General features: G+C 53.8%; 13 protein-coding genes. 3 read left to right on the top strand and 10 right to left on the bottom strand.

Translation table 11 applies throughout. From position 1 onward, the window contains the following. Positions 1 to 71 precede the first annotated feature (71 nt). The 3 genes from IB214_RS02685 (at position 72) to IB214_RS02675 (ending at position 3,042) form a co-directional block, all read left to right on the top strand. Complete coding sequence (locus IB214_RS02685; protein WP_096755542.1) at positions 72 to 1,067, top strand: peptidase U32 family protein; 996 nt, start codon at positions 72 to 74, stop codon at positions 1,065 to 1,067. A gap of 8 nt (positions 1,068 to 1,075) precedes the next feature. Further along, positions 1,076 to 1,954, top strand: coding sequence for a U32 family peptidase (locus IB214_RS02680; RefSeq protein ID WP_117342728.1), 879 nt, complete (start codon positions 1,076 to 1,078; stop codon positions 1,952 to 1,954). Between the two features lie 80 nt (positions 1,955 to 2,034). Then, positions 2,035 to 3,042: a luciferase-like monooxygenase gene (locus tag IB214_RS02675; RefSeq protein ID WP_117342729.1), complete on the top strand. Its 1,008-nt coding sequence runs from the start codon at positions 2,035 to 2,037 to the stop codon at positions 3,040 to 3,042. Positions 3,043 to 3,128: 86 nt separating this feature from the next. Here IB214_RS02675 and mtr read toward each other — a convergent pair whose 3' ends face one another. The 10 genes from mtr to nusA form a co-directional block, all read right to left on the bottom strand. Beyond that, positions 3,129 to 4,373: a tryptophan permease gene (mtr, locus tag IB214_RS02670; protein ID WP_096755539.1), complete on the bottom strand. Its 1,245-nt coding sequence runs from the start codon at positions 4,371 to 4,373 to the stop codon at positions 3,129 to 3,131. A 270-nt stretch (positions 4,374 to 4,643) separates the two neighbouring features. Then, complete coding sequence (locus IB214_RS02665) at positions 4,644 to 6,593, bottom strand: DEAD/DEAH family ATP-dependent RNA helicase (RefSeq protein ID WP_135953048.1); 1,950 nt, start codon at positions 6,591 to 6,593, stop codon at positions 4,644 to 4,646. Continuing rightward, positions 6,586 to 6,666: a protein YrbN gene (yrbN, locus tag IB214_RS02660; RefSeq protein WP_010723222.1), complete on the bottom strand. Its 81-nt coding sequence runs from the start codon at positions 6,664 to 6,666 to the stop codon at positions 6,586 to 6,588. Before yrbN ends, IB214_RS02665 begins: the two co-directional genes overlap by 8 nt. Positions 6,667 to 6,772: 106 nt before the next feature. Continuing rightward, the gene (gene nlpI / locus IB214_RS02655; RefSeq protein WP_096755537.1) at positions 6,773 to 7,657 is read right to left on the bottom strand and encodes a lipoprotein NlpI; all 885 of its coding nucleotides are present in this window, start codon (positions 7,655 to 7,657) and stop codon (positions 6,773 to 6,775) included. 108 nt (positions 7,658 to 7,765) lie between these two features. Further along, the gene (pnp, locus tag IB214_RS02650) at positions 7,766 to 9,898 is read right to left on the bottom strand and encodes a polyribonucleotide nucleotidyltransferase (RefSeq protein WP_117342731.1); all 2,133 of its coding nucleotides are present in this window, start codon (positions 9,896 to 9,898) and stop codon (positions 7,766 to 7,768) included. 248 nt (positions 9,899 to 10,146) lie between these two features. Beyond that, positions 10,147 to 10,416 carry a 30S ribosomal protein S15 gene (gene rpsO, locus IB214_RS02645; RefSeq protein ID WP_096755535.1) on the bottom strand — a complete coding sequence of 90 codons (270 nt, stop codon included), beginning with the start codon at positions 10,414 to 10,416 and terminating at the stop codon, positions 10,147 to 10,149. Between the two features lie 273 nt (positions 10,417 to 10,689). Beyond that, the gene (gene truB / locus IB214_RS02640) at positions 10,690 to 11,634 is read right to left on the bottom strand and encodes a tRNA pseudouridine(55) synthase TruB (RefSeq protein WP_096755534.1); all 945 of its coding nucleotides are present in this window, start codon (positions 11,632 to 11,634) and stop codon (positions 10,690 to 10,692) included. Beyond that, positions 11,634 to 12,038, bottom strand: a complete 405-nt coding sequence (gene rbfA / locus IB214_RS02635) for a 30S ribosome-binding factor RbfA (RefSeq protein ID WP_115257397.1) — start codon at positions 12,036 to 12,038, stop codon at positions 11,634 to 11,636. The genes truB and rbfA overlap by 1 nt, the downstream gene beginning before the upstream one ends. Before the next feature lie 150 nt (positions 12,039 to 12,188). After that, complete coding sequence (infB, locus tag IB214_RS02630; protein WP_096755532.1) at positions 12,189 to 14,885, bottom strand: translation initiation factor IF-2; 2,697 nt, start codon at positions 14,883 to 14,885, stop codon at positions 12,189 to 12,191. A gap of 24 nt (positions 14,886 to 14,909) precedes the next feature. Continuing rightward, the gene (gene nusA, locus IB214_RS02625; RefSeq protein ID WP_096755531.1) at positions 14,910 to 16,397 is read right to left on the bottom strand and encodes a transcription termination factor NusA; all 1,488 of its coding nucleotides are present in this window, start codon (positions 16,395 to 16,397) and stop codon (positions 14,910 to 14,912) included. Positions 16,398 to 16,418 lie beyond the last annotated feature (21 nt).

The raw sequence follows: 16,418 nt of genomic DNA, 5'->3' as shown, positions 1-16,418 counted from the left end.
CAGCAAGGTTAACTAAAATCCCTCTTCGTTAACATTTTTGCGCCCAGGCGGCGTAACTTTCAGGATAAATTATGGAGCTGCTGTGCCCTGCCGGAAATCTCCCGGCGCTTAAGGCGGCCATCGAGAACGGCGCTGATGCTGTGTACATCGGGCTAAAAGATGATACCAACGCCCGTCATTTCGCCGGCCTTAATTTTACCGAGAAAAAATTGCAGGAAGCGGTGAGTTTCGTCCATCAACATCGCCGTAAGCTGCACATCGCGATTAACACCTTTGCCCACCCGGATGGGTACGCTCGCTGGCAGCGTGCCGTGGATATGGCGGCACAACTGGGCGCGGATGCACTGATCCTCGCCGATCTCGCCATGCTTGAGTATGCCGCAGAACGCTACCCGCATATTGAGCGCCATGTCTCTGTTCAGGCATCGGCAACCAATGAAGAAGCGGTAAATTTCTATCACCGTAACTTTGACGTCGCGCGTGTGGTGCTGCCGCGCGTGCTGTCGATTCATCAGGTGAAACAACTCGCGCGCGTAACACCGGTTCCTTTGGAAGTGTTTGCCTTCGGCAGCCTGTGCATTATGGCGGAAGGCCGCTGCTATCTTTCGTCTTATCTGACGGGCGAATCCCCCAATACCGTCGGCGCGTGTTCCCCTGCCCGCTTTGTACGCTGGCAGCAGACCGCGCAGGGGCTGGAATCTCGCCTGAACGAAGTGCTGATTGACCGTTACCAGGATGGTGAAAACGCCGGATATCCCACGCTGTGTAAAGGGCGTTATTTGGTGGATGGCGAGCGCTATCATGCGCTGGAGGAGCCCACCAGCCTCAACACCTTAGAACTGCTACCTGACCTGCTGGCCGCCAATATTGCCTCGGTGAAAATCGAGGGGCGTCAGCGTAGCCCGGCCTATGTCAGCCAGGTGGCGAAAGTGTGGCGTCAGGCGATCGACCGTTGCAAAGCAGATCCGCAGAACTTCGTTCCGCAAAGCGCCTGGATGGAAACGCTCGGCTCTATGTCCGAAGGCACGCAGACCACACTTGGCGCGTATCACCGTAAATGGCAGTGAGAAAAGCAATGAAATATTCCTTAGGACCGGTGCTCTACTACTGGTCGAAAGAGACGCTGGAAGACTTTTATCAGCAGGCAGCCACCAGCCATGCCGACGTTATCTATCTTGGCGAAGCCGTGTGCAGCAAGCGCCGGGCGACCAAAGTGGGTGACTGGATCGACATGGCGAAGTCCCTCGCCGGGAGCGGTAAGCAGGTGGTCCTGTCCACGCTGGCACTGGTGCAGGCGTCATCTGAGTTGGGTGAGTTGAAACGCTATGTTGAAAACGGTGACTTTCTGCTGGAAGCCAGCGATCTCGGCGTGGTCAATATGTGCGCCGAACGTAAGCTGCCGTTCGTGGCCGGGCACGCACTCAACTGCTACAACGCCGTAACGCTGCGTATTCTGCTCAAGCAGGGCATGGTGCGCTGGTGTATGCCGGTTGAGCTGTCACGTGATTGGCTGGTGAACCTGCTTAACCAGTGTGACGAACTGGGTATTCGCGACCAGTTTGAAACCGAAGTACTGAGCTACGGGCATTTGCCGCTGGCCTACTCTGCCCGCTGCTTCACCGCACGCTCCGAAGATAAGCCTAAAGACGAGTGCGAAACCTGCTGCATCAAGTATCCCAACGGGCGTGATGTCCTGTCGCAGGAGAATCAGCAAGTGTTTGTCCTCAACGGTATTCAGACCATGAGCGGCTACGTCTACAACCTCGGTAATGAGCTGGCGTCCATGCAGGGGCTGGTTGATATTGTGCGCCTGTCCCCGTTGGGAACCGAGACATTCGCCATGCTGGATGCCTTCCGTGCCAACGAGAATGGTGGTGCCCCGTTACCGCTTGCCCCCCACAGTGACTGCAACGGCTACTGGAAACGACTGGCAGGCCTGGAACTGCAGATGTGATTAATAGCTCACTTTGTTAACAACAATCGCTAGTCTTTAATGCAATATTAAAAGATTAACCGGTAACAAAGTGAGCCGTTATGACTGACAAAACCATTCCGTTCTCGGTGCTCGATCTAGCGCCGATCCCTGAAGGATCCAGCGCAAAGCAGGCCTTCTCGCACTCTCGTGATCTCGCCCAACTGGCGGAAAAGCGCGGCTACCATCGCTACTGGCTGGCTGAGCATCACAATATGACCGGCATCGCCAGTGCGGCAACCTCGGTGCTCATCGGTTATCTGGCGGCCAATACCACAACCCTGCATCTGGGTTCTGGCGGCGTGATGTTACCCAACCATTCCCCGCTAGTGATTGCCGAACAGTTTGGCACGCTGAATACGCTGTATCCGGGACGTATTGACCTCGGTCTGGGTCGAGCGCCGGGCAGCGATCAACCAACCATGCGCGCGCTGCGCCGCCATATGAGTGGTGATATCGATAACTTTCCCCGCGACGTAACAGAACTGGTGGACTGGTTTGACGCACGTGACCCGAATCCCCACGTGCGTCCGGTTCCCGGCTACGGAGAGCAAATCCCGGTCTGGCTGTTAGGCTCCAGTCTGTATAGCGCACAGCTGGCCGCTCAGCTTGGCCTGCCGTTTGCCTTCGCCTCCCACTTCGCCCCGGATATGCTGCACCAGGCGCTGCATCTTTATCGCACTCAGTTCAAACCCTCCACGCGTCTGGCAACACCGTATGCGATGGTGTGCATCAACATCATCGCTGCCGACAGCAATCGCGACGCTGAGTTTCTCTTCACCTCTATGCAGCAGGCGTTTATGAAACTGCGTCGGGGTGAAACCGGACAACTCCCACCGCCGGTGGAGAATATGCATCAGCTGTGGTCCGCATCCGAGCAATATGGTGTACAGCAGGCATTAAGCATGTCGCTGGTGGGGGACAAAGCGAAAGTGCGTCACGGGCTGGAGTCAATCCTGCGTGAAACCCAGGCCGATGAGATTATGGTTAACGGGCAGATTTTTGACCATCAGGCACGCCTGCATTCGTTTGAGTTGGCGATGCAGGTGAAAGAGGAGTTGGTTGGGTAGGTCTAGGTTGCCCGGTAGCGCTACGCTTACCGGGCCTACGGGTTCGAGTAGGCCGGATAAGGCGTAGCCGCCATCCGGCACGCTACTTACTGATACACCGGCAACAAATTAACGCTCGACAGGATATGGATAACCGCGTTGCCGACACCGAACACCAGAATCAGCGCAATCATCGGCTTGCCGCCCCAGACGCGGAATTTCGGGCTACCAAACCGCTTGCGGGATTTACGTGCCAGCAGCGCCGGCACAATGGCCGCCCAAATAGTGGCTGCGAGCCCTGCATAGCCAATGGCGTACAGGAAGCCGTTCGGCCACAGCAGGCCACCGACAATCGGTGGGACAAAGGTCAGTAAAGCGGTTTTCAAACGCCCCATTGCTGAGTCATCAAAACCAAACAGATCCGCCAGATAGTCGAACAGGCCCAGCGTCACGCCAAGGAACGAACTCGCCACGGCAAAGTTGGAGAACACCACCAGCAGCAGGTCCAGACTGCGGCTGTTCAGCACCCCACTCAGCGCCTGTACCAGTACATCAATGTTACCGCCCTGCTTAGCAATGCCAATGAATTCCGGGCGTGGAATATTGCCCATCGTCCCCAGCAACCATACGGTGTATAGCACCAGCGCCAGCAACGTGCCGTACACCAGGCACTTCACGATGGTCTTCGGATCTTTACCGTAATACTTCATCAGACTCGGTACGTTACCGTGATAACCAAAGGATGCCAGACAGAACGGCAGCGTCATCAGCAGATACGGTGTGTACGACGCATTGCTTTCTGCGACGTTAAACAGCGTGGTTGGGGATACATGTCCCATCAGGCTGCCGAAGGTCAGGAAGAAGGTGATCACCTTCGCACCCAGCACGATAGCCGTCATGCGGCTCACCGCTTTGGTACTCAACCACACCACAAACGCCACCAGTAGCGCGAAGCCAAACCCTGCCGCTCGCGCCGGGACGTTCAGCGACATCTCGGCAAAGGTATGGTGCAGAATCGAGCCGCTCGCCGAGATATACGCATAGGTCAGGATATACAGTACGAACGCAATCGAGATGCCGTTGACAACGTTCCAGCCTTTGCCTAGCAGATCTTTGGTGATGGTGTCGAAGCTCGAACCAATACGATAATTGAGGTTAGCCTCGAGGATCATCAGCCCGGAATGCAGCATGCAGAACCAGGTAAAGATCAGTGCCGCCATTGACCAGAAGAACCACGCCCCGGACATGACCACGGGCAGAGAAAACATCCCCGCGCCAATAATGGTGCCGCCGATAATCACCACGCCGCCAAGCAGCGATGGTGATGTTTGGGTGGTGGTTAGTGTTGCCATTTAGCCTGATCTCCAGTGTATTTACCCGTCATACTTCAAGCTGTAGATGCGTTGGCTGCACTCCGCCATCCCAGTCACTTACTTGAGTAAGCTCCTGGAATGTCCTCGTTTTCCGCCTTCCTACAACTCGAATTATTTAGGGTTAAAATTAGCTAATACAGTTCAATGCGCTGCACTGTACCAGTACACGAGTACAAAAGGAATAAAAAAAGCCCCGACCGTTAAGATCGGGGCTGTATATTTTACTTTACAGCTATGAAGCCAAGAGGCTTATGCGTCACCGCCGAAACGACGACGACCTGCGGAGTCATCACGACGCGGAGCGGAAGCATCGTCACGACGTGGAGCACGGCTGCCTTCACGACGTTCGCCACTGAAACGACGACCATCACCACGGCCACCTTCACGGCGCTCAGTGCTGTTACCACGGTTTTCGCTACGACCACCTTCACGACGTTCGCCGCTGAAACGACCACCGCCGCCGCCACGACGCTCACCACCGGTGTGCGGTACTGCATCGCCAACCAGCTGCATGTTCATCGGCTTGTTCAGGATGCGAGTACGGGTAAAGTGCTGCAGCACGTCGCCCGGCATACCTTTCGGCAGTTCGATGGTGGAGTGCGTACCGAACAACTTGATGTTACCGATGTAACGGCTGCTGATGTCACCTTCGTTAGCGATCGCGCCAACGATATGACGAACTTCAACACCGTCATCACGGCCCACTTCAATGCGGTACAGCTGCATATCGCCAACGTCACGACGTTCACGACGCGGACGGTCTTCACCACCGCGTTCCGGACGGTCACCACGCGGGCCACGATCGTTACGATCATTACGATCGCCACGTGGAGCACGTTCATCACGGTCGCGGAATTCGCGCTTAGGACGCATCGGTGCATCTGGTGGCACGATCAGCGGACGTTCACCCTGTGCCATTTTCAGCAGTGCTGCGGCCAGCGTTTCGATATCCAGCTCTTCTTCCGGCTGCATTTTCGCCAGCAGAGCACGGTACTGATCCAGATCGCTGCTTTCCAGCTGCTGCTGTACTTTCGCGGCGAATTTTTCCAGACGGCGTTTGCCCAGCAGATCTGCGTTCGGCAGTTCAACTTCCGGAATGGTCAGCTTCATGGTGCGTTCGATATTACGCAGCAGACGACGCTCACGGTTCTCAACGAACAGCAGCGCACGGCCAGCACGACCCGCACGACCGGTACGGCCGATACGGTGAACGTAAGACTCGGAGTCCATCGGGATGTCATAGTTAACAACCAGGCTGATACGCTCAACGTCCAGGCCACGGGCCGCAACGTCGGTTGCAATCAGAATATCCAGACGGCCGTCTTTCAGACGTTCCAAAGTCTGCTCACGCAGGGACTGGTTCATGTCGCCGTTCAGTGCAGCGCTGCTATAGCCGCTACGCTCCAGCGCTTCTGCCACTTCCAGGGTCGCATTTTTGGTACGAACGAAGATAATCGCCGCATCAAAATCTTCTGCTTCCAGGAAACGCACCAGCGCTTCATTTTTACGCATGCCCCAGACAGTCCAGTAGCTCTGGCTGATGTCAGGACGCGTGGTGACGCTGGACTGAATGCGTACTTCCTGCGGCTCTTTCATAAAGCGGCGGGTAATACGGCGAATCGCTTCCGGCATGGTTGCAGAGAACAGAGCGGTCTGATGACCTTCCGGGATCTGCGCCATAATCGTTTCAACGTCTTCGATGAAGCCCATACGCAGCATTTCATCGGCTTCGTCCAGCACTAAACCGCTCAGTTTAGAGAGGTTCAGGGTACCGCGCTTCAGGTGATCCAGCAGACGACCCGGCGTACCGACGACGATCTGCGGGCCCTGACGCAGGGCACGTAACTGCACGTCATAACGCTGGCCGCCGTAAAGGGCTACCACGTTCACGCCGTGCATATGTTTAGAGAAATCCGTCATGGCTTCTGCAACCTGAACCGCCAGTTCGCGGGTCGGTGCCAGCACCAGAATCTGAGGTGCCTTCAGCTCAGGATCAAGATTGTTGAGCAGCGGTAAGGAGAACGCTGCAGTTTTGCCGCTACCGGTCTGGGCCATACCCAGAACATCGCGACCGCCCAGCAGATGCGGAATGCACTCTGCCTGGATTGGAGATGGTTTTTCGTAACCCAGATCGGTAAGGGCTTCAAGGATAGGAGCCTTCAGGCCCAGATCTGCAAAAGTGGTTTCGAATTCAGCCATGTAGTACGTGTGCCTCAAAATTAATGGCGGCCAGTCTACATAACTCATCATGAAATTGATCTGCAATTTTCATTGAAAAGTGTGAACCGGCTCAAAGTAGGTGTATTAACGAACAACAACGCCCTCACCGGTGAAGGTGATGGCAATCAAAAAAGATTACGGGCTGATGTGTACGTCAGCTATTGCTGGTCCGATTCTGCCAGGTCATCTTGGTCCTGGCCCAGGAGCGATAATTCCAACAATGCGTATCGGTGCTCAACAAAGTTATGAACGTTGTTAGCCACCGCCAGTTTGAACAATGCCGTAGCGTTGTCCAAATCCCCCAGACTTAGGTAGTACTTACCTAAATAGAAGTTGGTTTCACTGAGATGCTCAGCGAGCGAGGTGTTATCCGTTGCGTCCGCCTTCAGGCGCTCCATCAGCGTTGCTTCGCTAATGTTGCCCAGGTAGAACTCGACAATGTTCCATCCCCATTGCTCTTTATCCGATTTCTCGAAGCGCTGTATTAACGCTTCTTTAGCCTGCTTCTCATCGAGCTTCTGCTCGGCGAGATACAGCCACAGACTGCGGAATGGATCATTGGGATCGTCTTGATAAAACGCTAGCAGATCATCTTGCGCTAACTTGTCGCGACCGCCGTAATACAATGCGATACCGCGATTTAAGTGCGCGTAGTTGTAAGTTGGATCAAGCTCAAGTACAGAATCAAACGCTTCATAGGCAGCATCAAAATTGCCTGCCTGCGTTAAATATATACCTAAGTAATTGAATACTTCAGGCATATCTGGTCGGATTGCCAACGCTTGTGAAAAATCATTTCGCGCTAGTGCCCTCAGACCGAGACTATCATACAACACTCCGCGCTCATATAAAAGCTGTGCGCGTTCGTCATCGGTTAAAGCCCGACTGGCAAGAATTTGTTCCATACGTGCCAGAATCACTTCCTGCTGTAAAGTCGGTTGCAGTGGTACTGCGAGGACTTCACTCTTACGCCAGGCGGAATTACTGCATCCAGCCAGCGTGAGTGCTGTCGCAACGAAACACCAGCGCAAAAAAGGCTTCATTTCCCACTCCCGAAGACAACGATTGAATGAACGTCCTGTTCCCCGGTTGCTAACAAGGCTTCCTGCCGGGTTAAAGGCCCCCCGCTCACGCGGAGGGCAATGGCAACCTTACTCGCCGAGGCTTGCCGGTGCTTCCGGCGCAGCTGCTGGCTGAGACTGCTCAGTTGCTTCTTTAATGCTCAGACGTACGCGGCCCTGGCGATCAACTTCCAGAACTTTAACCGGTACTTCCTGACCCATCTGCAGGTAATCGGTCACTTTCTCTACGCGCTTGTCAGCGATCTGAGAGATGTGTACCAGACCTTCTTTACCGCCACCGATGGCAACGAATGCGCCAAAGTCAACGATACGGGTCACTTTACCATTGTAGATACGGCCAACTTCGATTTCTGCAGTAATCTCTTCGATACGACGGATAGCATATTTCGCTTTTTCACCGTCGGTCGCCGCGATCTTCACAGTACCATCATCTTCGATTTCGATGGTGGTGCCGGTTTCTTCGGTCAGAGCACGGATAACAGAACCGCCTTTACCGATAACGTCTTTGATTTTGTCCGGGCTGATCTTAATGGTGTGGATACGCGGAGCGAACTGAGAGATGTCGCCGCGCGGCGCATTGATCGCCTGTTCCATCACGCCCAGGATGTGCAGACGCGCACCTTTAGCCTGGTTCAGAGCAACCTGCATGATCTCTTTGGTGATACCTTCGATTTTGATATCCATCTGCAGTGCAGAGATACCATCGCGGGAACCCGCCACTTTAAAGTCCATGTCGCCCAGGTGATCTTCGTCACCCAGAATGTCAGACAGAACCACAAAGTTATCGCCTTCTTTCACCAGACCCATCGCGATACCCGCAACAGCGGCTTTGATCGGCACGCCTGCGTCCATCAGTGCCAGAGAAGCACCGCACACGGAAGCCATGGAAGAAGAACCGTTGGATTCGGTGATTTCAGACACAACACGTACGGTGTACGGGAATTTGTCCAGTTCCGGCATCACTGCCAGCACGCCGCGTTTCGCCAGACGGCCGTGACCAATCTCACGACGCTTCGGAGAACCGACCATACCGGTTTCGCCTACGCAGTACGGAGGGAAGTTGTAGTGGAACAGGAAGTTGTCAGTACGCTCGCCCATCAGTTCGTCGAGGTTCTGCGCATCACGGGTGGTGCCCAGGGTCGCAGTAACCAGCGCCTGAGTTTCGCCACGGGTGAACAGTGCGGAACCGTGAGTACGCGGCAGTACGCCAGTACGCACGTCCAGACCACGGATCATGTCTTTTTCGCGGCCATCGATGCGCGGCTCGCCTGCCAGTACGCGGCTACGAACGACGTTTTTCTCGATAGCGTGCAGGATTTCACCCAGTTCGTTAGCGTCCAGGGTTTCGTCTTCTGCAACCAGTTGAGAGATGGTTTCAGATTTGATCACGTCAACCTGAGCATAACGCTCTTGTTTGTCGGTGATACGGTAAGCATCGCTCAAACGCGTTTCTGCCAGCGCGGCAACGCGTGCATTCAGCGCTTCGTTGACAGCTTCTGGCTGCCAGTCCCAACGCGGTTTGCCAGCGACTTTAACCAGCTCGTTGATTTCTTTGATAACAATCTGCTGCTGTTCGTGACCGAATACGACAGCGCCCAGCATCTGGTCTTCGCTCAGCAGTTCAGCTTCGGATTCAACCATCAGTACGGCAGCTTCAGTACCGGCAACAACCAGGTCCAGCTTGCTTTCTTTCAGTTCGTCTTGAGTCGGGTTCAGTACATACTGGTCATTGATATAACCAACACGAGCAGAACCGATCGGGCCGTTGAACGGCAGACCAGACAGGGACAGCGCAGCGGATGCGCCGATCATTGCCACGATATCTGGGTTAACCTGCGGGTTAACGGAGACAACGGTCGCAATAACCTGAACTTCGTTGATGAAACCTTCCGGGAACAGCGGACGAACCGGGCGGTCAATCAGACGCGCGATCAGGGTTTCGCCTTCACTCGGACGGCCTTCACGACGGAAGAAGCTACCCGGGATACGGCCAGCAGCGTAGGTACGCTCCTGATAGTTAACGGTCAGCGGGAAGAAATCCTGGCCTGGCTTGGTCTTTTTCTGACCAACAACGGTCACAAATACCGCGGTGTCATCCATGCTAACCATAACAGCAGCAGTAGCCTGACGAGCCATCATGCCGGTTTCCAGCGTTACGGTATGTTGGCCGTACTGGAATTTACGAACGATCGGATTAAGCAAAATAATATCCTTTCTCTTTTTTTAACGGCGTATTTATACACGCCATCGTTAATACCCGACCTTCTGCGCATCCTCGCGACTAATGACAACCCTAACCCACGCGTATTGGGTAAAGCCTCTCATTAGCCGCGCGAACCTCTGCGACGGAAGATCATTCATAGCAACAATACATTAGTTTCCAGCGAATTGCTGCCATCTGCTGGAAAAAAGGGGCCATGAAGGCCCCCTCTTTCTGAAACTCGAAAGACTTAGCGACGCAGACCCAGACGCTCGATCAGCGCAGTGTAACGTGCAACATCTTTACGCTTCAGGTAGTCGAGCAGTTTACGACGCTGAGAAACCATACGCAGCAGACCACGACGGCTGTGGTGATCTTTTTTGTGTTCAGAGAAGTGACCCTGCAGGTGGTTAATCTGTGCAGTTAACAGAGCAACCTGAACATCGGTAGAACCGGTGTCGTTTGCATCACGACCAAACTCAGAAACAATTTTAGCTGTAGCTTCAGTACTTAGAGACATTTTAAAACTCCAAAGTGTTAAGAATGTAAGGACGCCGATCTCTAATTCAGCGATCCCAGTGTATACACTTCATCCTTCAAACTGCCTCTGCGTTGGCTGCGTCCGCTCACCTCAGTCACTTACTTCAGTAAGCTCCTGAGGATCCTCAGACTTGCCGCCTTGATGCAGCTCGAATGATTTTGTGTACACGCCGCGCGAACTGTTAAATAATTTACGCGACGTTAAGCGGCGGTATTCTACTCGCAGCGCCTTCTTATCGCAAGACAGAGAGCGCTATGCAGGATACTCAACCACCAGTCGACGAGGGGCGACACGACCTTCATCGTCGATCTCCCCCATGCCGATAAATTTGCCATCATCGCCTTCTGTCACGCGGACCAGCCCTTCCAGCGGCACGCCCGACGTACGTACCGGATTACCATTTTTAAAGTAAACCGATGATGTTAAAGGCAGATTAACAATGGGATAGTCCGATGCCGGACTGTCCATTGGCATCAGCAGCGGATCAAGTAATTCTGCCGCCGGAATATTCTGCTGTTCAGCCTGTTCAACCAGGCTGTGCAGATGTTCCAGCGTGACCATGCGGTCTACCGGATACTTGCTGACCGTCAGACGACGCAGATACGTCACGTGCGCACCGCATCCGAGCTTCTCGCCCAGATCGTCAACAATCGTGCGAATGTACGTGCCTTTGGAGCAATGGACTTCCAGCTCCAGTTCATTACCTTCGTGGCGAATAAACAGCAGTTCGTACACGGTAATCGGTCTGGATTCACGCGGGACCTCAATACCCTGACGCGCGTACTCGTACAGCTTTTTACCCTGATACTTCAGCGCTGAGTACATCGACGGGATCTGTTGGATGTCACCGCGAAACGTCTCCAGCGCGCTGGCAAGCTGTTCCGGGGTAAACGTCACCGGACGCTCCTGCACAATTTGCCCATCGGCATCAGAGGTATCAGTACGCTGTCCCAGGCGAGCCACCACGCGATAGCGTTTGTCAGAGTCCAGCAGGTACTGCGAAAACTTGGTCGCCTCTCCCAGGCAGATAGGCAGCATGCCTGTCGCCAGCGGATCCAGCGCACCGGTATGACCGGCACGGTTGGCATTGTAGAGGCGTTTTACTTTTTGCAGCACGTCATTGCTGGACATGCCTTGCGGCTTATCCAGCAACAGGACGCCATGAATGTCGCGACCACGACGACGAGGACGACTCATTAGTCCTCCTTGCTGTCGTCCGCAGGATTCACACGACGTTCATCGTCATGCTTCACCACGCTGGTCACCAGGTTAGACATGCGCATCCCTTCGACCAACGAGTTGTCGTAGAAGAAAGTCAGTTCCGGCACGATACGCAGGCGCATGGCTTTACCCAGCAGAGAGCGGATGAAACCTGAGGCTTCCTGCAAGGCTTTAATACCGTTCTTCACGGCAGCTTCGTCCTTGTCATTCAGGAACGTCACGAACACTTTGGCATACGCCAAGTCACGAGACATCTCAACGCCGGACACGGTAGTCATCACGCCGACGCGCGGATCTTTGATTTCGCGTTGCAGGATGAGTGCGATCTCTTTTTGCATCTCCTGGGCCACGCGCTGCGGGCGACCAAATTCTTTCGCCATAATAAATTCTCCAGAATAAAGACAAAAAAGGGGCCATAAGCCCCTTTTTAAATTTCATTGCCGGGTGGCGCTTCGCTTACCCGGCCTACCTCAAATAAGCTTCTATGCCTTGAGCTGCCAACACAGCGGCAGCCCAAAAGACGACGAAAATTATGCGATGGTACGTTTGATCTCGATGATTTCGAACACTTCGATCATATCGCCAACGCGAACGTCGTTGTAGTTCTTAACGCCGATACCACATTCCATGCCGTTACGGACTTCGTTAACGTCATCTTTGAAGCGGCGCAGGGATTCCAGCTCGCCTTCATAGATAACCACGTTGTCACGCAGAACGCGGATTGGGTTGTGACGTTTAATCGTACCTTCGGTAACCATACAACCTGCGATGGCGCCAAATTTCGGTGATTTGAACACGTCACGTACTTCAGCCAGACCGATGATCTGCTGTTTCAGTTCCGGAGACAGCATGCCGCTCATCGCAGCTTTCACTTCGTCGATCAGGTGATAGATGACGGAGTAGTAACGCAGATCCAGGCTTTCAGATTCAATCACTTTACGTGCAGAGGCATCAGCACGAACGTTGAAGCCAACCAGAATCGCGTTGGATGCCGCAGCCAGCGTGGCGTCGGTTTCGGTGATACCACCTACGCCGGAACCGATGATCTTCACTTTCACTTCGTCGGTAGACAGTTTCAGCAAGGAGTCGGAGATCGCTTCGACAGAACCCTGAACGTCAGCTTTCAGGACAACGTTCACTTCGTGAACTTCGCCTTCGGTCATGTTGGCGAACATGTTCTCGAGTTTAGATTTCTGCTGGCGAGCCAGTTTAACTTCACGGAATTTGCCCTGACGATACAGTGCAACTTCACGCGCTTTTTTCTCGTCACGTACGACGGTAACTTCGTCACCCGCAGCCGGAACGCCGGACAGACCCAGGATTTCAACTGGAATAGACGGACCTGCTTCCAGGACTTCCTGACCCAGTTCGTTACGCATTGCACGAACGCGGCCATATTCGAAGCCACACAGTACGATATCGCCCTTATTCAGGGTACCTTCACGAACCAGGACGGTAGCAACTGGGCCACGACCTTTGTCCAGGAAGGATTCGATTACCGCACCGCTTGCCATACCTTTACGAATCGCTTTCAGCTCCAGAACTTCAGCCTGCAGCAGGATAGCGTTCAACAGGTCGTCAATACCGGTGCCTGCTTTCGCAGAAACAGGGATGAACTGAGATTCGCCGCCCCACTCTTCCGGCATAACGCCGTACTGAGACAGTTCGTTCTTAACGCGATCCATATCGGCTTCTGGCTTATCGATTTTGTTGACTGCAACAACCATCGGCACCTGCGCTGCTTTCGCATGCTGGATAGCTTCAATGGTCTGAGGCATCACGCCATCATCTGCTGCAACAACCAGAACAACGATATCTGTTGCCTGTGCACCACGAGCACGCATAGAGGTAAACGCGGCGTGCCCCGGGGTATCCAGGAAGGTGATCATACCGTTGTCAGTTTCAACGTGGTATGCACCAATGTGCTGGGTAATGCCGCCCGCTTCGCCAGAGGCGACTTTCGTTGAACGAATGTAGTCCAGCAGAGAGGTTTTACCGTGGTCAACGTGACCCATGATAGTCACAACCGGTGCACGCGGTTCAGCCGCTGCGCCAGTGTCACGGTCGCTCATTACCGCTTCTTCCAGCTCGTTTTCACGACGCAGGATAACTTTGTGGCCCATCTCTTCAGCAACCAACTGTGCGGTTTCCTGATCGATGACCTGGTTGATGGTGGCCATCGCACCCAGCTTCATCATCGCTTTGATGACCTGAGAACCTTTAACCGCCATCTTGTTCGCTAAGTCGCCAACGGTGATGGTTTCGCCAATCACAACGTCACGGTTAACGGCCTGAGCTGGCTTCTGGAAGCCTTGCTGCAGGGAAGAACCTTTACGCTTGCCACCTTTACCACCGCGACCAGCAGCACGTGCTTCTTCGCGATCGGCTTTAGATTCAGCGTGCTTATTGCCTTTCTTCTGAGGACGAGCAGCTTTCGTCGCAGTACGCGTACGGCCACGGCCGCCTTCTACTTCGCGATCGTTTTCGTCTTCTGCCTGGCGAGCATGCTGAGAAGTGGTGACGTGATAATCGGTCTTATCCTCTTCACCTTTTGCTTTCTCTTGCTCTGCCCAAACACCGGCATTTTCTTCCGCCATACGACGGGCTTCTTCAGCCACACGGCGAGCTTCTTCTTCAAGCTTGCGACGCGCTTCTTCTTCCGCTTTACGCTTCAGTTCTGCGGCTTCATTTTCACGGCGGGCTTTTTCGGCCTGGGCGGTTTTAGTCATATCGTCGGTCTGTTGATTGCTCACTTTGTCTTTTTCCGCAGCTTCACGTTTCGCTTTATCAGCGGCTTCACGTTTAGCTTGTTCTGCGGCCTCACGTTCGGCTTTTTGTTGCGCCTCGCGTTTAGCAGTTTCTTCTGCCTCACGACGGGCTTGCTCTTCCGCTTCACGCTGCGCCTGCTCTTCCGCGGCAAGGCGTTCTGCCTCTTGCGGATCGCGTTTCACAAAGGTGCGTGTCTTGCGGACTTCGATTTGTACCGATTTACTTTTTCCACCGGTACCAGGAATATTGAGAGTACTGCGCGTTTTACGCTGCAATGTCAACTTATCTGGTGCAGAGCCGTTCTCACGGTTCAGGTGCGCCAGTAAGGTTTGTTTCTCTTGTGCGGACACAGAGTCGTCAGCAGACTTCGGGATACCTGCATCAGCAAATTGCTGTACCAGGCGATCCACGGAGGTCTGTATCTCTGCAGCCAGCGTTTTTACGGTTACATCTGTCATACTGTTCCTTCCTGCTACAGTTTATTACGCTTCGTCGCCGAACCAGCAAATATTACGGGCAGCCATAATCAGCTCACCGGCTTTTTCGTCGGTCAACCCTTCGATATCAGCCAGATCATCAATGCCCTGTTCAGCGAGATCTTCCAGCGTACAAACACCACGGGCAGCCAGTTTGAAGGCCATATCACGATCTAATCCTTCCAGATTCAGCAGATCGTCAGCCGGTTTGTTATCACCGAGGCTTTCTTCCTGGGCCAGTGCCAGAGTGGTCAGTGCGTTTTTAGCACGCTCGCGCAGCGCTTCAACGGTTGCTTCATCCAGGCCGTCGATTGCCAGAAGCTCTTTCATTGGCACGTAGGCCAACTCTTCCAGCGTAGCAAAACCTTCTTCTACCAGAACCGTCGCGAAATCTTCATCGATATCGAGATATTTGGTGAAGGTATCAATAGCAGCATGCGCTTCAGCCTGATGCTTAGCCTGCAGGTCATCAACGGTCATTACGTTGAGTTCCCAACCGCTCAATTGTGAAGCCAGGCGGACGTTCTGACCATTACGTCCAATCGCCTGAGCCAGGTTACCGGCTTCAACCGCGATATCCATGGTGTGTTTATCTTCATCCACCACGATAGACGCGACGTCTGCAGGCGCCATTGCGTTGATCACGAACTGTGCCGGGTTATCATCCCACAGGACGATATCGATACGTTCGCCGCCCAGTTCGGTAGAAACCGCCTGAACGCGTGCACCGCGCATACCTACGCAAGCACCCACCGGATCGATACGCTTATCGTTGGTTTTCACCGCGATTTTCGCACGAGAACCCGGATCGCGAGCCGCCGCTTTAATTTCAATCACTTCTTCGCCAATTTCTGGCACTTCAATGCGGAACAGTTCAATCAGCATTTCCGGTTTGGAACGCGTCACAAACAGTTGCGCGCCGCGTGCTTCCGGGCGAACGGAGTACAGAACACCACGGATACGGTCACCCGGGCGGAAGTTTTCACGCGGCAGCATGTCTTCACGCAGGATCACGGCTTCAGCATTGCTGCCGAGGTCCAGCGCAATGTTGTCACGGTTAACTTTCTTCACCACACCGGTGACGATCTCACCTTCGTGCTCGCGGAATTGATCAACAACCATCGCACGTTCAGCTTCACGTACTTTCTGTACGATAACCTGTTTCGCCGTCTGGGTGGTGATACGGTCAAAGGTGACTGATTCAATCTGGTCTTCAACGTATTCACCCACGTTCAGACTCTCGTCTTCGTAACGTGCGGCTTCCAGAGTAATTTCTTTGGTTGGCTGAGTGACTTCTTCCACAATTACCCAACGGCGGAAGGTATCGAAATCACCGCTTTTACGATCGATTTCTACGCGAACGTCGATCTCTTGTTCGTATTTTTTCTTTGTTGCTGTAGCCAGCGCACTTTCTAGCGCTTCAAAAATTTTCTCGCGTGGCAGCGATTTTTCATTGGATACGGCTTCAACAACAGCCAAAATTTCTTTGTTCATCGCGGGCTTTTCACCTCAATC

Source organism: Citrobacter sp. C1 (assembly GCF_014596895.2).
Lineage (GTDB): Bacteria > Pseudomonadota > Gammaproteobacteria > Enterobacterales > Enterobacteriaceae > Citrobacter > Citrobacter gillenii.
This window is presented reverse-complemented; position numbering and strand designations above follow the sequence as displayed.